A 16604-nucleotide genomic window follows, 5' to 3' on the forward strand; every position below is an offset into this window, starting at 1 on the left:
CAAAAATGCCAAAGGATACAACGTTTGAAATTCGGGCCGGTCATGGCCAGCAGTTGGGCGCAAATTATGACGGGAAAGGGGTGAACTTCGCCCTGTTTTCCGCCCACGCGGAGCGGGTGGAGCTGTGTCTGTTTGATCCTTCGGGAAAAACAGAAATCGCCCGTTTGGAACTGCCGGAATATACCCATGAGGTCTGGCACGGCTATGTGCCGGACCTGAAACCGGGGGCGCTGTATGGCTACCGCGTTTACGGCCCCTACGATCCGGAGAACGGTCACCGCTTCAACCCCAATAAGCTGCTTATTGACCCCTATGCCCGTGAACTGGTAGGTGAAATTGAGTGGAACGATGCCCACTTCGGCTATGAGATGGGACACGACGAGCTGGATCTCAGTTTTGACACGCGAGACAGCGCGCCGTTTACGCCCAAATGTAAGGTCATCGACCCCAATGCCGTTGACTGGCAGGACTCACGCCGGCCCGATATCCCGTGGCCGCATACCGTGGTCTATGAAAGCCACGTAAAAGGCTTTACCCAGCTTAACCCGGCTATTCCGCCTGAACTGCGCGGTACGTTTGAGGGGATGGGGCATAAAGCCTCGGTGGAGTACATCAAAAGCCTCGGCATTACCTCGGTCGAGCTGCTGCCGGTTCACTGGTTCCCGGACGATCAGCACCTGCTCGATCGCGGCCTGAAAAACTTCTGGGGCTATAACTCGCTCGGTTTCTTTGCGCCAGCGTCCCGCTATTACGGCCCGGCGGGGATCCAGGGTTTCCGCGACATGGTGCGTGCTTATCATGACGCGGGCATCGAGGTGATCCTCGACGTGGTCTATAACCACACGGCGGAGGGCAACGAGCTGGGGCCAACCCTGTCGTTTAAGGGGATTGATAACTTCTGCTATTACCGCACCATGCCGGATCAGCACCGGTATTACATTAATGACACTGGCACCGGGAACACCGTAAACACCTCGCACCCGCGCGTGTTGCAGATGGTCATGGACTCCCTGCGTTACTGGGCGGAATCGATGCAGATTGACGGTTTCCGCTTTGACCTCGGAACCATTCTCGGACGCGAGCCGGAGGGATTTGACCCGCGCGGCGGCTTCTTTGATGCCGTGACCCAGGATCCGGTGCTGTCGAAGCTGAAGCTTATCGGTGAACCGTGGGATATCGGCCCAGGGGGATATCAGGTGGGGGGCTTCCCGCCAGGCTGGGGCGAGTGGAACGATAAATACCGCGACACGGTACGTGAATACTGGAAGGGAGATAACGTTTCTAACGATTTTGCCGCCCGTCTGTTAGGGTCCGGTGATTTGTACGATCTGCGCGGACGTCGTCCGTGGGCCAGCGTCAATTTTATCACCGCGCATGACGGCTTTACGCTGAACGACCTGGTATCTTACAACGAGAAGCATAACGCCGATAACGGGGAAGATAATAACGACGGACATAACGATAACCGGTCGTATAACTACGGTGAAGAAGGGCCGACGGAGAATCCGGATATTATCGCCACCCGCGAGCGGCAAAAGCGCAACTTCCTCACCACGCTCTTCTTCTCCCACGGCACGCCGATGCTGCTGGCAGGTGATGAGTTTGGCCGGACGCAAAAGGGCAATAATAACGGCTATTGCCAGGACAGCGAGATCTCCTGGATAAACTGGGAAGGACTCTCTGAAAACGACGAGAAGCTGCGCGACTTTACCCGTCGGTTGATTGCTCTGCGCGCTGAGCAGCCGCTGCTGCGCCGTGAAAACTGGCGCGACGGGCTTGAGATCCGCTGGTTTAACGCCGGTGGCGGACCGCAGCAGTCGGAACAGTGGGACGAGGGTTCCACCCTTGGTCTTGCCATCAGCCGTCCGGATCTTGAGCAGGAAGAGGGCATCTGGCACGACGTGCTGATGCTGTTTAACCCGTTTGAAGGCACGGTGCCATTCCAGATCCCGCAGTTTGGCGAAGGGGGCTGGGTGCTGGAGCTTTCGACGGCGGATGATGCCCCCACAGGGGAAATCATCACGGAATCCGTCGATTATGAACTGGCCGGGCGGAGCATAACGCTTTTCCGCCGTCCTTAAAGCGAGGCCGCCGCGCGTGCGGCGGTATCATACAGGGAGGAGATCGCGCGGAGTAACTGCGCGGTCTCACCAATCAACGCGCCTGGAATGCCGCTTTCCGCATGAATGTTGATCAGGCAGGCTTCCCGTACCTCCCGGTACTTCATGCACAGCGCTTTGCCTTCCTCCGTCGTCGAGAAAAAGAGCTCTTTCCCCGCTTTTTCACTGGTGACGTAACCCGCCTTTACCAGCTTTTTCAGCGCATACGTCACCACGTGGGTATCTTCCACGTTCAGCACAAAGCAGATGTCGGCCAGCTTTTTCTTGCGGTTGCGGTGGTTTACGTGGTGCAGAAGCGAGACGTCGAAAGCGCCCATATCCGGTTCCCCTGCTGCGGTCATGCAGCGCACCATCCATTTGTTAAACGCATTGCTGGTCATGATCAACGCGTATTCCAGCTCCGACAGTTCGGCACACCGCTCTGAGACGAGATGGCGGGAGGAGACGATACGCCCGTCCGCAATGTCGTCGTGGTTTAACGCTGTTTTCGTTTTCTTTGTCGTCATACCGATCCTTTCTCCAGAATGTAAACCCGTCGATAAAATAAGAACATTTTATTGATAAATTGTTTACATGTTTTTGACGTTCAGATATAGCTTTTTAGTGCAGGTTCTGTGGAGCCTGACGCAAAACACAACATCGCGCGCCGTAATGCACCGGCTTCGCTCTGCTGCGAAGTATAAAAAATAGCCGTCGGCGCGCAACGCTCACTTTGGATAGGGTAACGTTTATGGACAGTTCTACACTGTTGCCACTTATCGGGATTCCGGTGGTGGTTATTGGTTTTGCACTGCGTTTCAACCCGCTGCTGGTTGTCGTGGTGGCGGGGCTGGCAACGGGCCTGCTGGTTGGCATGGATTTCGGTATGCTGCTGGAAACCTTTGGCGAAAAGTTCGTGAATAGCCGATCGCTCGCCACTTTCATTCTGATCCTGCCGGTGATTGGCCTGCTGGAGTATTACGGGCTGAAAGAGCGCGCCCAGGCCTGGGTCGCGAAGATCGCCAGCGCCACCTCGGCGCGTATCCTGATGCTCTACTTTGTTGCCCGCGAAGGGACGGCTGCGCTGGGCCTGATGTCGCTTGGCGGCCACGCACAAACGGTGCGTCCTCTGCTGGCGCCGATGGCCGAAGGGGCGGCCCTGAATGAATACGGCGAACTGCCGCAGACTATCCGCGACAAAATCAAAGCCCATGCCGCCGCGTGTGACAATATCGCGGTTTTCTTTGGGGAAGATATCTTTATCGCCTTTGGCGCGGTACTGCTGATTGATGCGTTCCTGAAAGAGAACGGGATCGAGGGGATCGAACCGCTGCATATCGGCCTGTGGGCCATTCCGACCGCTATTGCGGCACTGATCATCCATATGACGCGTCTGCTGCGCCTCGACGCCAGCATTCGTCGCGACGTGATGGCCTGGAGAGCAGAGCAGGGTACGCAGGAGATCGCACCATGATGACCTTTATCACCATTAACCGCGTGTACTACCTGATCGGCTTTGTCGTGATGCTGCTGGTTGTGATGACCCTTCGCGATCGCGCTAACCCGAAACGCTATACCACCGCGCTGTTCTGGTTTCTGTTTGGCGGGATCTTCCTGTTTGGCGATCTGATGGTGCAGGAGCTGGGTAAGTCGCTGGCGTATCGCATTATTGGCGGCGCCGTTATCGTGATTGCGCTACTGGCCGGTTTCGGGCTGGTCGGGAAGGGGCATTATAAAATGTCCACCGAGGAGGAGCGGGTTGCCTCATCACACCGGCTGAAAAACTGGCTATTCTTGCCCGCGCTGATGATCCCGGTGGTGACGGTCATCGGGACGCTGTTTCTGAAAGGCGTGTCGATTGGCGGTGTCTATCTGCTCGACCAGAAGCAGCTTACGCTGGCGGCGCTGTGCGTGGCCTGTGTGGCGGCTATCCTCACCGGCTGGTGGCTGACAAAAGGTACGCCGCTGCATGCGGTTCGTCAGTCGCGTCGGCTGGTCGATACCATTGGCTGGGCGGTGATCCTGCCGCAGATGCTCGCCATGCTCGGCGGGGTGTTTGTGGTGGCGAATACCGGCGAATCGGTACAAAAGGTGGTCAGCCTGTTTGTGAACCCGGACAGCCGCTTCATGCTGGTGGTCATTTATTGCGTGGGGATGGCGCTGTTTACCATGATTATGGGCAACGCCTTCGCTGCCTTCCCGGTGTTAAGCGCCGGTATCGCTCTGCCATTCCTGATTAACGTCCATCACGGTAACCCGGCACCATTGCTGGCTATCGGCATGTACGCAGGCTATTGCGGCACGCTGATGACACCGATGGCCGCCAACTTCAACATCGTGCCCGCCGCGCTGCTGGAGCTAAAAGACAAATATCAGGTTATCAAGATCCAGATCCCGACCGCGTTAACCTTGCTGGTGGTGAACGTGTTCTTAATGTATTTCCTCGTGTTTCGCTAAGGAGCTGCAATGGAATTAACGCAACATCAGGCTGACGCCTTCGCCAGAATGCCGTTGACCTATTTACGTCAGGAATACCCGAACCACATTATGCATCTGCTCAACGATGACGGCGACGTTCTGCCGCCTCGCGAGCTGCACCCGATCTTTTACGGCTGTTTTGACTGGCACTCTGCGGTGCACGGCTACTGGCTGCTGCTGCGCTGCCTGCGTCTCTGGCCCGAACTGCCGTGTCGGGAAGAGATCATCACTTTCTTCGAAGAACACCTGACCGACGAGAAGGTGGCGAAGGAGTTGGCCTATTTTACCGCGCCGTTCCGCGCGTCGTTTGAGCGACCTTATGGCTACGGCTGGCTGCTGGCGCTGGCGCAGGAGCTGAAACAATCGTCACTGCCGCAGGCGGAGCGCTGGTACCAGACGCTGCAACCGTTAACGCGGGATATTCGCCAGCGGCTGGTGGATTACCTCAGCAAGCTTACCTATCCGATCCGCGTCGGGACGCACTACAACACGGCGTTTGCGCTCGCTCTGGGGCTGGATTATGCCCGGGCGGTGAACGATGACACGCTTGAGCGCGCCATCCTGGACGCGGCAACGCGGTTTTACTTCGCGGACACGCATTATCCTGCGCATTATGAGCCGGGTGGCGACGAGTATATCTCCGGAGCGCTGACCGAGGCCCTGCTGATGAGTAAGGTGGTGGAGGATTTCCCGGCCTGGTTCGATGCGTTTCTGCCTGAAGTGGGCGCCGTTTCTGCGCTCATGAACCCGGCTGAGGTGAGCGATCGCACCGACCCGAAAATCGCGCATCTGGACGGTCTCAACCTCAGCCGTGCCTGGTGTATGAAGCACATTGCCCGCGCCCTGCCGGAAAATCATCACGCCCGGAAGCCATTACGCGATGCCGTTGCGCGCCATCTCTCGGCGAGCGTGGAGCATGTTGTCGGCAGTCACTACAGCGGCGGGCACTGGCTGGCGAGTTTTGCGCTGCTGGCACTGGAGTAGCGCTTAGTTGTATATCAGACTAAATGTTGCCAGGCTGTCTGCCAGCCCCGCGGTGGCCTGGGTTTCGGTGCGCACATATTGTGCGTCGTAATCCAGGGAAAACGCGGTCTGCCGGGCAGCGTTGGCAAAAGGTTCGACACCGGTGCTGTTGAGAGGAACGGTTGTACCTCTGGCGGCACCGTAGTTATCGCCATACAGAATGCGGATCCCCACGCCGGTAGCGGCGCTCTCCTGTTGACTTAGCGCCAGCACATCGTGATTCTGCGCGTCTTTTTCAGTCGGACCAAAGAACCCGATCTTCACCGCTGCCGTTTGGGATGCGTCACAGACCAGAGGGATGATGAAGCGGTGTTTATCCCCATCCATTCCTTTGTTGAGATCGCTTACGCTACTTTGTCCCATATTGACGGTGATGTTGTTATCCGAGATATAACAGCTCGATTTATGCACTTTCAGGTCGGCGGCAGCGACTTCCACCGTCACGCCAGCTTCAGATATCACCGCGCCGTTAGCATCCTCCAGAATCAGCGTTCCTGCGCGAATTTGCCCGCTGTTCGGCTGTTCATAGACAATCTCCTGCGCGGTTTTATAAAACACGACGAAGAACTGGGTCGCCATTTGCGAGGGATCGTTTGTGCTGCAAATCGCAACGCTGTCATCCCCCGAGGCGATGTAATGCACGGGTTCGGCTGCACAGTGCGTGGTTTCGCGAATGCCCACCGCAAACCCGACGCCGGGAATATCTGGCACGTCATAAACGGAGGCCGGGGCGCCCGTACCGTTCGGCGCCACGCCGCTGACGGGCGCTACGGTTAAGGCGTTATTGGCCACAAAGCGCATCGTTACCGGGCCGGTTCCCTCAGGACAGTTATAAAACGAGCGGTTTTCCTGGCCCAGGATAGCGCCTGAAAGCATCGACCCCGGAGGGATCGAGGGGTTATCAGTGATCGAGTAGTTTTGAAAGTTAATGACCGCATCGCCCATGGTCGGCGGGCAGGTCTGAGACGCCCTTGCCGTAGCGTGAATCAGCAAAAAAGCGAGCATCAGGAGATTGATTAAACGGTTGATATTGTTCACAGGTATCTCAGTAAGTTATTGGCACTGAAGGTTCATAAGCGTGACCGGAGTGCGGCCAGCGGTATCCGGAAGGCGTAATGGGGCGCTACAGCGCATATCCTGGCCTTTCTGCCGCCAGCTGGCATGCAAGGTTCCGCGTAGCGGCACGCCGCTGAGATAGACCTGTCCTGCTTCGCCAACGATGCCGACGCTTGATTTCGCAGACGTCCCGTTCGAGACATACGCGCTGGCGCCAAATGGAAGCGGGCGCCCGTGTGCCGTAAGGGTGATGAGCGTTCTGATGCCCACGTGGGTATGGTAATTCGCCAGGACGACCGCGCCGCTGGTCGGCACAATCGTTCTGCTGTTCTGGTCCAGATCGACATTTTCTGCCAGCGTTTCGGTATCCAGCGAAATGGTGTTTTTGTGATACGCCGATAAGGTTGGCATCACGGCATAACCTCGGGAGTCGGTGTGAACATTGGTCGCCCCTTCAACCTGAACGTCCGACGCCTCTTCAGCGCGGATCAGCGCCAGGGTATCCCCAAGGCTTTGGCTCAACGTCACCCCATACTGTGTTGCCACAATGCCGCCTGCCGCGCCGTAGTTCACGCGGTTGCTATAGCGATCGTGGCTGTACCCGAGACTGGCGCTGCCATAACCGCCGTGATAAGCCAGCGCAAGGTTGCTGTTCGCGGTATTGGCCTGGTTGTCGAAGCCCTGCTGGAGGTTATAGTTCAGGCGATCGTGGGCCAGCGCCGTACCATACAGCGAAACCTGCCGGGTAGTATGGCCATCAAGGTTATTGTTGAGGCTGTAGCTGGTTGTTGCGCCGGGTAACCAGCGGCTGAGTGGGACGCTGATGCTAAGGTTTATCGCCCGTTCGTTGTCGCTATCATCAGCGCTTGAGCGGGTGAGATAATACCCAACACTCAACGACACCCCTTTGTAGTTAGCGTAATAGCCAAGATGGACGGTTTGATCGACCGCCGAGGCGTTCCAGTAATCCTGACGGTAAAAGGATGCGCTGATATTGCCCAGCGCACCGAGATCCTGCGTCAAACTGAACTGTGTGCGGTTACGCCGGTTATGCACGTGCTGGTCTGGATCGCTGTCATCATTTGCTTCACTGAAACTGTAAAAGTCATGCGTCGTGTAATGGCTGGTCGAAAGGGTGAGCGACGTGTTCGTTTCAGCGAGATTTTTTTGGTACTGAGCGCGTATTTGCTGCCCGAGGGCCAGCCTGTCATCACTGAGGTGTGCTTTCGCCGCAACGGTGTCCACACCCAGTGCTCCAAACCGGCCAAAATCTTTACCTAATCCCAGCGCGAGAGCCTGATAGTGGCCGGAAAGCTCCGCTCCGCCGTACAGCGTCAGGCTAGAAGACAATCCGTAAAAGGCGGAGGCCTGAACAAACGGCGGGGTGTCGCCCTCGGCGTCAGGGCTGTTATACCGTCCGGCGCTGGCGCTGAATTTCAGTCGTTTCTCCCGTAGCATGAAGGCCACCGAGGAGTAGGGTTGGGTGAACGTGCGTTCGCTGCCGTCACTTTCATGGACCGTGATCTCAAGATCGCCGCTTTGTGAAGTGGGGAAGAGATCGCTAATGACAAATGCGCCAGGCGCAACATAGGTTTCATAGATGGTGTATCCGTGCTGGCGAACGCTGACGCGGGCATTGCTGTGAGCGACCCCGCGGATCGTGGGCGCGAAACCGCGCTGGCTGTCCGGCAGCATATTCTCATCCGAGGCAAGCTGAAGCCCCGTAAACTGAAAACTGTCAAAAACCTCGCCAGACGTGTAGGCATTCCCTATTGTTAACGCGCTCTTCAGCGGCGTAATGGCCCGCTGGAGGGATGTTCCCTGAGACTGCCAGTGATGGGTATTACCATATTCAAACGTGGCGTAATTGCGTAAACGCCACGCCCCCAGGTTGATACCGGATCGCAGGCTCAGATAGCTGCTGTTGTCATGAATATTGTCGATGTTGGTTGTCGAGCCCGTAAGATTGTAATCGACAAAAGCAGCGGGGATGCCGTCGTCCCACTGTTCGGGAGGAATATAATCGGCACTTTTTTGCAACATGGCTGCCTGCGGAATGCTGAAAACCAGCCGATGATGGGTGAAGTCAAAATGCGTCGACGCATCGGGAATATATTTGCCGATGTCCGTAAATGTCTCCTCGTCATGCAGCGCATCGAACGAAGAGAAGGCCGCGATGTTTATCCCAAGTCTCTTGAGGTACGCCAGGTTGAAGACCGGTGAGAGCGTTCCCCCCGTATCAACGAATGCAATTTCGCGCTCATCCCGCTGCGTCTGGTTAACAACAACCGCGACACGATAACGTCCCGGCTGCTGACCGCCTTGTCGGGAAAAATAGCTTAAGTCGCTAGCCTGCTGCTGATCTGCTGTGATCTCCAGCGCCTGAGGATCGAAGTACTCATCGGCCTGTGCCCGGCGCACATGAATGCCAGACGTGACCGCACCCGCAAGCATCGCGAGCGTATAAATGCGGGGTAAATTGCGTGGGCCGAGAGAATGCATGTGCGGTCGTTGGCTACATTCGCCAAAGGCGTGTTGTCACAGCGTCAGGATTGCGTGGCGACTCTCGTCAGCCCGCCGTAATCGTTGATCGCCTGCCAGCGAATGGTCCCCGAGCAGGGAATGTGCCATTGACGATCGGAGAAGGGGTCAATCATTCCCGGCATTTCAACGTCGGTGTTCCCAACGCTGACCTTGTAAAACGATACAAACCAGGGCGAGGGGTTGTGTGCGCTAAGCGTATTATTACGACAGTTAAATTTTAATTTTTTGTAGGCAAGTTCGGCATTGCCTTTCAACCCTGTGGGACGGAAAAATAACTTGAATTTTGACTTCACGTTAATCTGCAATTTGTTGCTGTTTGCTTTTTTGCTCGGGGCAATATTTTTGATGTTAAGCCAAAAAACAGATTCCCGGTCAGTGGGTAATGGCGTTCCAAGATAATTGATGCGCAGCGAGTTTTTCTGTTCCGCATCTAAACGAAATAACGTAGGCGTCACGATAAAGGGCGGCGCGGTTTTATTCTTACTGTCAATATTTTCAATCCACGACTGAATAAGATAAGGGGTTTCTTTTTCCATATTGGTAATGGAGAATGCCACTTCTCTTTGCCCCTCAAGGTAAACAACACGCGTACCGCCCATCACAACCCCCGCGTGTGCTGACAGACTCATGCCGAGCGAATAAAAGAACAGGGCCGCGGTGAGTTTCTTCATTTTCAGATCCCCGTAGAGGTAAAAGATAAGCAGAGAAAGCTCTGCTTATCATCAGTCGATCAGTTATAAACCATCAGGAAATTGGCATCTGCGTCGGCTTCTCCGGTGCTGACGACATCGGTGGTGGCATTATAATTGGCGTAGAAATTGAGTGTTTTTGAATCTTCCCCTTCGGCAAGGTCGATACTCTGAGAAATATCACCAATTTTAATCTGCGTGTTACGGTCGCTTTCATAGAGTTTAACGGCAACGCCAGTCGCCGTATTGCCATCGCTGTCCACGGAAGAATTTAAACCCAGCAGGGTATTATCATTCGCATCTTTGTTACCATCAAACAACACGGCAACGGTTTTAACGGAATCCGGGCAACCTTCAACTGAGATCTGGAAAGGCGTGCGCGTGGTCTCTTTTTGGGTGGCAAAGTAGCTTGCAGCCCAGGTGCCTAATTCAACGGTTTGCCCTGCTGAGTCGGTGGTGATATTACAGGATGCATCGGTAATCTTACCGGTAAAATGGACTACGCCGCCCGTGCCCTGAGTCCCCGCATCGTTCTCTGGGTTGGTATTAATATTATTGTCGCTGTCACCAGAAGGAAGGCCCGCCAGCGCACTGCCACTTGCCATCATCAGGCCACAAAGGGTTAATGCGATTATGTTTTTTTTGTTGATCATGCCTATTGTTCTCATTCGCTCAAATATGTCAGTCTGGATATGCTGCTAGCAACACTGCCGGTGGCGTTATTGCTCAGAAAAAACAGCGCGAATGCTAACAAAATGCCAATTCAGGCCATAACAAAAGGTTGTCTAAAATTAAATTACTTTATTTTACGAAACTCCGTAACTTTCTTGTAACCTTACTTCGGGTTTGCTGATGTCGTTTATTGATGTTGCGAATCTAATTCCTGCCTGAGGGTTTATATTTGCCTTGTCACAAACGGTGCATTATTCATTGTGAGCTCAGGGGAGCTACTTTGTTATTGTCTCGTCCTAGCAGGAATAAAAATGAAGATATTTATTATTTCTATTGGGATATCAACGAATGAAACTGACTAAAATTGGTGCGACGCTTATTCTGACTTTCTGTGGCGCGAGCGCGGCGACGGCTTCTAACACTATCACATTTAATGGAACGGTGCTCGATCAGGGTTGTGATATTGCCGTTGATGGCGGCACGGCAAATGCGACCGTTGATCTGGGCTCAACGGCGGCAACCGACCTCGCTACAAAAGGCGACCTTGGCGCGCCAAAACAGTTTGTGTTCGACCTGAATAACTGCCCAACCAGCACGACTGCAAATATTGTCTTCTCAGGCCCTGTTGATGCTGTTGCAGCCGATCCATCCTATTTTGCAAACACTGCTACGCTGGGTGCGGCAACCAACGTGGCCGTTCAGCTCAAGCAGGGCGGCTCAAATGGTACCATCGTCAAAAATAATGCAGATAACGATCCTATTACTTTCACCGATGGCACAGCGAGTCAAACCTATACCGCGCAGATGATTGCCACCGGGCAGGCCGTTGCCGGCGATGTTAACGCTGTTATTACCTATAACGTCCGTTATAACTGATTCCGCAGGAGGGGAAACCCTCCTTTTTAGTTTGTGAGTGCATTATGAAACCCATCGCCGCTGTTATTTTTTGCGTGGCCAGCGCCGCCAGCCTGAACGCGTCCGCCAGTATTGTTACCGGGAGTACGCGGGTTATTTTTGACGGCTCCCGCCAGGCCGCCTCTTTGTCCGTTGAAAACTCTGACAAGGTTACTAACCTGGTACAGTCGTGGATTAGCCCGGCTAAAGGCAGCCCGTTAAAAAAAGAAAATATGATTATTACGCCACCGCTATTCCGTCTGGAAGCCGGGAAAAAAGCGTCAATTCGTATTGTGCGTTCAGGTTTACCTGTTCCGGAAGATCGTGAATCGCTGTTATGGCTGAACGTGAAAGGGATCCCCGCTACCGACGGTAGTGAAGGTAAAAATACGATGCAAATTGCAATCAACTCAAAGATTAAGCTGATCTACCGTCCGGCAGCATTACAGGGGCAGACGCCAGAATCCAGTGCGGAAAAGCTTAAGTGGAACCTGACCGCGAAGGGTTTACAGGTCAATAACCCGACACCTTTTTATATGAACTTCTCACGAATTGAAATTAATCACCAGGCGTTAAGCGGACAGTATTTTGTCGCGCCATTCTCCACGTTGAGTATTTCTGAAGGTGTTATGTCACCTCACGGCAAAGTAACCTGGTCGCTTATTAATGATTATGGCGTGAAAGGCCCGGACAAAGTCACCTCATATTAATCGACACCGTAAGTCTCCCGCACGGATACAGGGTTACAATGGAAAAAGTGAAACAAACCTACGTCCTTTCTTTAGGGCTCGGGCTCAGTGTTGTCTTTAGTTCTTTCAGCGCACGTGCGCAGGAACATTTCAACCCTCATCTTTTGGAAACAGACAGCGCAGAAGTGCCAGCAATGGATCTCAGTCTGTTTGCCAAAGATGAGGTGCCGCCCGGGGACTATAACGTCGACATTTTTATCAACGGCAATCTGGTAGACAGTAAAACCCTCTCTTTTCGACGGTTGAAAAGTGCCCCTACGTCAGACCGCACGGGGGCATGCTTAAACGTCACTCAGCTGAAAGCCTGGAACGTTCGTGTCGATAACTATTTTGGCGAACAGGAAAAAGCCAGCGAATGTGTGGATCTGTATACCATCCCCGGCGCGGACGAAAAAATCGATCTGGCGCAGCAGCGTTTCGACCTGATCCTGCCGCAGGTTGCTTTATTTAACACCGCAAGGGGTTATGTTTCACCGGAGCGCTGGGATGAAGGGATCACGGCGGGTTTACTTAATTACAGCGTCTCAGGTCAACAGGATCTGCATCAACGCAACGGCACCGACAGCAGTAATCAGTTTCTTAGCCTGCAACCGGGGCTGAACGTAGGCGCCTGGCGCTTTCGCAACTATTCCACCTATACCCATTCCGAATCCGAAAATGACTGGGATTCCGTGTATACCTACGCCTCACGGGATATTAAATCTCTTAAAAGCCAGCTGGTGCTGGGACAAGGAACCACGCGCGGCGGCATTTTTGATAGCGTCGGTTTCACCGGGGTGCAGATGTACTCGGATAACGATATGAAGCCGGACAGCATGCAAGGCTTCGCCCCTGTAATACGCGGTATAGCCCGCAGCAATGCCGAAGTGACGGTATACCAGAACGGTCACAGCATTTATAAGGCTACCGTGCCGCCGGGGCCGTTTGAATTCAGCGATATGTATCCGACCGGCAGCTCCGGCGATCTGCAGGTGGTGATCAAAGAGTCCGACGGTACGCAAAGTAGCTTTATTGTGCCTTACGCCACGCTGCCGGTATTGCAACGTGAAGGTCAGGTGCAGTATGGCCTGGTGGCGGGCAAAACCCGTCAGGACGGGTCGGGTTCACGTGCAGAGGATTTTAACTTTATTCAGGGATCAGCGGCCTGGGGCGTCGGAAAAGGGATCACGCTTTACGGCGGCTATATTCAGGCGGAAGACAATTATTCCAACCTGATTGCTGGAACCGGTTTTAATATGGGCAGCGCCGGAGCGCTCTCATTTGATATTTCCCAGTCGTGGGCGGATATCCCGCAGCCGGACAACATGCGACAACAGGAACACCATAGCGGCCAGTCGTATCGCGTGCGCTACAGTAAGACGCTTCAGCAGACCAACACCGATATTGCCGTCGCCGGTTATAAATTTTCAACCCGGGGTTATCTTTCGTTTCAGGACTTCCTCAATGACTGGGATCCGGGCAATAGCACTATTGATAATGGCCGGGAGCGAAACCGTTTTGATGTGACAATCTCACAGACGTTGCCTTTCGGCACCCTGTCACTGAGCATGTACGACGCCTCTTACTGGAACAGTGAACATGCGGACTCCATGAACCTGGGCTTCAGCAGCACGCTTGGACCGGTGTCGTACTCGCTGAACTATGCCCACTCTAAAAACGTCAATGGCGGTTACAATAACGATTCCGATAACTACGACGACGATAACGTCTTCTCGCTTAACCTGAGCGTACCGTTCAGCGCCTTCAGCCACAGTGAAGCGGCCCGGTCTGTTTCGGCTAACTATTCGATGAACAGTAGTAAAAACGGCGATACCACGCACAACATCGGAATTTCCGGTACCGCGATGCAGGAAAACCAGCTGAACTGGCAGGTTTCAGAAGGCTATAACGCCGATTCTGAAGCTACTAACGGCAATGTCACTGTGGGTTATCAAAGTACTTATGCCGATATGTCCGCAGGCTATAGCTACGACGATTACAGCCGACGAGTGAATTACAGCCTGCGCGGGGGCATGGTGCTGCATCGCGACGGTATCACCCTGGCGCGTCAGCTGAACGATAGCGTAGCGCTGGTTGAAACACCGGGTGTTTCCGGTATGCCGATCAACGGGCAGACGAACGTTCATACCGATTATTTCGGTAACGCCATTGTGCCGTACGTTCGTCCGTATCACAGCAATTCGATCTCACTCAACACAGTGGATGCCAGCGATACTTCTGCGGCCATTGATAACATCGCCAAAACCGTGGTGCCGACCAAAGGGGCGGTAGTACGCGTGAAGTACAACACCTGGATTGGACAAAAGGCGATGATGACGCTGACCTACAACGGTAAACCGGTGCCGTTTGGCGCAGTAGTAACACAAACCAGCGGCGAGTCGGATGACACGCGCAGCAGTATTGTTGGCGACGGCGGGGAAGTGTATCTCGTCGGGCTCGCCGGGAAAGGGCGGTTAATTGTTAAGTGGGGGGAGACGGCGAACAAGCAGTGCGCCGTTGATTACACACTTGCCGGCGCTAAAACAGAGGCCGATATTTTATTCATCAACGGGGTTTGCCATCCCGTATCGGGAGCAAATTAATGTCACGCTTCATTATTCTCCGTTCCGGCCTTAAATCGCTCATCGGCCCGGGAATGGTATTCATGCTGAGCGTGTCGCCGGCAATGGCGTACACCGATCGCAATGATATTGAGTTCCATGTCACCGGAAACATTATTGATGGCTCATGTAACGTCACCAAACCGGAGGCAGTCGACCTCGGGAAATATTACTGGAAAGACTTTGCCGTAGCGGGGGGGAACACAGGAAATGTGCCAGTGACCATCGCGTTTGACAGCTGCACCGCAGGGTTAAGCCAGGCAACGGTTACCTTTACAGGCGCACCTTACGCTGAAGATCCGGCTTATGCTTCTGTCATTTACGCCAATCAGGTGGCGGCAGATGCAGGCGGCGCGACCGATGTCGGCCTTCAGTTGTTTATCCGTGATCACGAACATCCCATCAGCGGTGTCGCGCTGGCCAACGGCGTGAGCTACCCGGTTGCGCTCGAAAACCAAACCGGCGCGATGACTTTTACTGCCCGAATGTATACCCCACATGGGACCCCAACACCGGGTGCATTCAGCAGTGCGATTACATTGAATGTTGTTTATAACTGAGCTTAAGTGAGCAGACTAATTTCATGTCAAAATATTTATATTATCTGGTGTTATTGCTGGGGACAGTCCCACTATTAAGTCATGCAGCCTGTAACCGGGATAACGGCGATGATGTTACCGTTACGACGATCCCATTACCCTCGAAACTGTTGGTCAGTGCGAAAAATTATACCTTTGGCGAAGTGTTATACGATTCCGGATATATCAGCGGGACGGATGGGGATGTCACGATTAAAAACTGTAGCAGGGATTATTACGTAGGATTTCATTATAACCCGACTCATTTAGCATCGGCGTCGCCGGTAGGAGATAATATCTACCCGACCACGATACCGGGTATCGGCATTAAGACCTACACGCTTAACCAGGCCGGTCCGTATGATTATGAACGTGCGGTTGATAACTCATGGCAGTCCGGCGATGGCGAGAGCAGCCATACGCTGGCGGGCTCGGCCTATCGTGTGCAGTTGATTGCGACGGGGGGTACAATCCCGAGCGGTAATCTGGCCCTTGAGAGCGGCAAACTGGCGACGGTGGAATTTCGTGAAGGGCAGAGCAGTTCGGATAACGGTGATAATGCGTCAGAAGTCTATTTGTCAAATACGCAGATAGAAGTCTATGCGATGGGATGCTCAGCATCCGTTTCTTCCCTGCTGTTTAATATGGGCGATGTGGATACCTCTGCGTTTGATAATCTTAAGATGGTGGAAGGACCCGAACAGGATGTTGGTCTGAGCTGTCAGCCAGGTACCAACGTGACCATGACCATCAACGGGCCGCTTGCCGAGGGCGACAATGATAATGGCTCAGTGATTGCCTTAGACCAGACTGAATCGGGTACAACGGCGACCGGTGTGGGGGTCGTGATATCAGCCTATCAACCGGCGCTACGCAGTTTTACCTACTGGGCCATTGGTCAGGAGGTACAAGCTTTTAATTCCAGTCGTGTAAAAGCCGCATCACAAGGCAGTGGGCTTGGTGCCGATGGTACCGCGATTTCTGATATCGGCTCCGCAACCACCTATAGCGATCCGGCAAATACAGGCGGGGCCGGAGAGTCTGAAACCTTACGTTTTAAAGCGTGGTATTACAAAACCAGTGACGTTGTCACGCCAGGGCAAGCAAATGCCACTGGGACAATCACCCTTAAATATAATTGATACCTTTGATCATGACAGGGGGTAGCGCTGCGGTTTATTTTTGTACACCTCTGCGCTACCGTTATGTGTTTCTGTCGTGT

14 protein-coding genes are annotated in these 16604 nt (G+C 53.9%); 9 read left to right on the top strand and 5 right to left on the bottom strand.

The window, feature by feature from the left end:
- The first annotated feature begins 5 nt into the window (after positions 1-5).
- On the top strand, positions 6-2081 hold the full coding sequence (gene glgX, locus IPZ49_RS13545) for a glycogen debranching protein GlgX (protein WP_063145886.1): 2076 nt from the start codon (positions 6-8) through the stop codon (positions 2079-2081).
- Here glgX and IPZ49_RS13550 read toward each other — a convergent pair.
- Positions 2078-2626 carry a winged helix DNA-binding protein gene (locus IPZ49_RS13550; RefSeq protein WP_063145887.1) on the bottom strand — a complete coding sequence of 183 codons (549 nt, stop codon included), beginning with the start codon at positions 2624-2626 and terminating at the stop codon, positions 2078-2080. The two genes, glgX and IPZ49_RS13550, sit on opposite strands and share 4 nt — an antisense overlap.
- A 224-nt stretch (positions 2627-2850) precedes the next feature.
- Between IPZ49_RS13550 and IPZ49_RS13555 the strand changes: the two genes are divergently transcribed.
- The 3 genes from IPZ49_RS13555 to IPZ49_RS13565 are packed head-to-tail and all read left to right on the top strand — an operon-like array spanning position 2851 to position 5561.
- Entirely contained in the window at positions 2851-3573 is a 723-nt protein-coding gene (locus IPZ49_RS13555; RefSeq protein ID WP_022648156.1) for a DUF969 domain-containing protein, read from the top strand.
- Entirely contained in the window at positions 3570-4556 is a 987-nt protein-coding gene (locus IPZ49_RS13560; protein WP_038416071.1) for a DUF979 domain-containing protein, read from the top strand. The genes IPZ49_RS13555 and IPZ49_RS13560 overlap by 4 nt, the downstream gene beginning before the upstream one ends.
- Before the next feature lie 9 nt (positions 4557-4565).
- Positions 4566-5561 carry a DUF2891 domain-containing protein gene (locus IPZ49_RS13565; protein ID WP_193762847.1) on the top strand — a complete coding sequence of 332 codons (996 nt, stop codon included), beginning with the start codon at positions 4566-4568 and terminating at the stop codon, positions 5559-5561.
- Between the two features lie 3 nt (positions 5562-5564).
- On the opposite strand, the gene IPZ49_RS23415 is transcribed toward IPZ49_RS13565, so the two are convergent.
- The 4 genes from IPZ49_RS23415 to IPZ49_RS13585 are packed head-to-tail and all read right to left on the bottom strand — an operon-like array spanning position 5565 to position 10542.
- Entirely contained in the window at positions 5565-6638 is a 1074-nt protein-coding gene (locus IPZ49_RS23415) for a fimbrial protein (RefSeq protein ID WP_022648153.1), read from the bottom strand.
- 15 nt (positions 6639-6653) lie between these two features.
- Positions 6654-9158, bottom strand: a complete 2505-nt coding sequence (locus IPZ49_RS13575) for a fimbria/pilus outer membrane usher protein (protein ID WP_223863106.1) — start codon at positions 9156-9158, stop codon at positions 6654-6656.
- 44 nt (positions 9159-9202) lie between these two features.
- On the bottom strand, positions 9203-9871 hold the full coding sequence (locus tag IPZ49_RS13580) for a molecular chaperone (RefSeq protein WP_063145889.1): 669 nt from the start codon (positions 9869-9871) through the stop codon (positions 9203-9205).
- 59 nt (positions 9872-9930) lie between these two features.
- Positions 9931-10542, bottom strand: a complete 612-nt coding sequence (locus tag IPZ49_RS13585) for a fimbrial protein (protein ID WP_063145890.1) — start codon at positions 10540-10542, stop codon at positions 9931-9933.
- Positions 10543-10909: 367 nt separating this feature from the next.
- Here IPZ49_RS13585 and IPZ49_RS13590 point away from each other — a divergent pair, with 367 nt between their 5' ends.
- Genes IPZ49_RS13590 through IPZ49_RS13610 form a run of 5 tightly spaced genes read left to right on the top strand, consistent with a single transcriptional unit; the run spans position 10910 to position 16524 of the window.
- The gene (locus IPZ49_RS13590) at positions 10910-11437 is read left to right on the top strand and encodes a fimbrial protein (protein WP_022648149.1); all 528 of its coding nucleotides are present in this window, start codon (positions 10910-10912) and stop codon (positions 11435-11437) included.
- Positions 11438-11481: 44 nt separating this feature from the next.
- Entirely contained in the window at positions 11482-12165 is a 684-nt protein-coding gene (locus tag IPZ49_RS13595; protein ID WP_022648148.1) for a fimbria/pilus periplasmic chaperone, read from the top strand.
- A gap of 38 nt (positions 12166-12203) precedes the next feature.
- The gene (locus IPZ49_RS13600; protein WP_063145891.1) at positions 12204-14786 is read left to right on the top strand and encodes a fimbria/pilus outer membrane usher protein; all 2583 of its coding nucleotides are present in this window, start codon (positions 12204-12206) and stop codon (positions 14784-14786) included.
- Positions 14786-15364, top strand: a complete 579-nt coding sequence (locus IPZ49_RS13605; RefSeq protein WP_022648146.1) for a fimbrial protein — start codon at positions 14786-14788, stop codon at positions 15362-15364. Before IPZ49_RS13600 ends, IPZ49_RS13605 begins: the two co-directional genes overlap by 1 nt.
- Before the next feature lie 23 nt (positions 15365-15387).
- Positions 15388-16524 (top strand): type 1 fimbrial protein, encoded by a 1137-nt coding sequence (locus IPZ49_RS13610; protein ID WP_063145892.1) that lies wholly within the window; start codon positions 15388-15390, stop codon positions 16522-16524.
- Positions 16525-16604 lie beyond the last annotated feature (80 nt).

Origin of the sequence: Enterobacter cloacae complex sp. S2 (genome assembly GCF_015159675.1) — a bacterium.
In the GTDB taxonomy this organism is placed as follows: Bacteria; Pseudomonadota; Gammaproteobacteria; order Enterobacterales; family Enterobacteriaceae; genus Enterobacter; species Enterobacter intestinihominis.

What these genes read in the sequence shown, in the direction of transcription:
- IPZ49_RS13560 (WP_038416071.1), top strand. Translation starts at nt 3,570, where the DNA reads ATGATGACCTTTATCACCATTAACCGCGTGTACTACCTGATCGGCTTT.
- IPZ49_RS13555 (WP_022648156.1), top strand. Translation starts at nt 2,851, where the DNA reads ATGGACAGTTCTACACTGTTGCCACTTATCGGGATTCCGGTGGTGGTT.
- IPZ49_RS13590 (WP_022648149.1), top strand. Translation starts at nt 10,910, where the DNA reads ATGAAACTGACTAAAATTGGTGCGACGCTTATTCTGACTTTCTGTGGC.
- IPZ49_RS13585 (WP_063145890.1), bottom strand. Translation starts at nt 10,542, where the DNA reads ATGATCAACAAAAAAAACATAATCGCATTAACCCTTTGTGGCCTGATG.
- IPZ49_RS13610 (WP_063145892.1), top strand. Translation starts at nt 15,388, where the DNA reads ATGTCAAAATATTTATATTATCTGGTGTTATTGCTGGGGACAGTCCCA.
- IPZ49_RS13595 (WP_022648148.1), top strand. Translation starts at nt 11,482, where the DNA reads ATGAAACCCATCGCCGCTGTTATTTTTTGCGTGGCCAGCGCCGCCAGC.
- IPZ49_RS13605 (WP_022648146.1), top strand. Translation starts at nt 14,786, where the DNA reads ATGTCACGCTTCATTATTCTCCGTTCCGGCCTTAAATCGCTCATCGGC.
- IPZ49_RS13580 (WP_063145889.1), bottom strand. Translation starts at nt 9,871, where the DNA reads ATGAAGAAACTCACCGCGGCCCTGTTCTTTTATTCGCTCGGCATGAGT.
- glgX (WP_063145886.1), top strand. Translation starts at nt 6, where the DNA reads ATGCCAAAGGATACAACGTTTGAAATTCGGGCCGGTCATGGCCAGCAG.
- IPZ49_RS13575 (WP_223863106.1), bottom strand. Translation starts at nt 9,158, where the DNA reads ATGCATTCTCTCGGCCCACGCAATTTACCCCGCATTTATACGCTCGCG.
- IPZ49_RS13565 (WP_193762847.1), top strand. Translation starts at nt 4,566, where the DNA reads ATGGAATTAACGCAACATCAGGCTGACGCCTTCGCCAGAATGCCGTTG.
- IPZ49_RS13600 (WP_063145891.1), top strand. Translation starts at nt 12,204, where the DNA reads ATGGAAAAAGTGAAACAAACCTACGTCCTTTCTTTAGGGCTCGGGCTC.
- IPZ49_RS13550 (WP_063145887.1), bottom strand. Translation starts at nt 2,626, where the DNA reads ATGACGACAAAGAAAACGAAAACAGCGTTAAACCACGACGACATTGCG.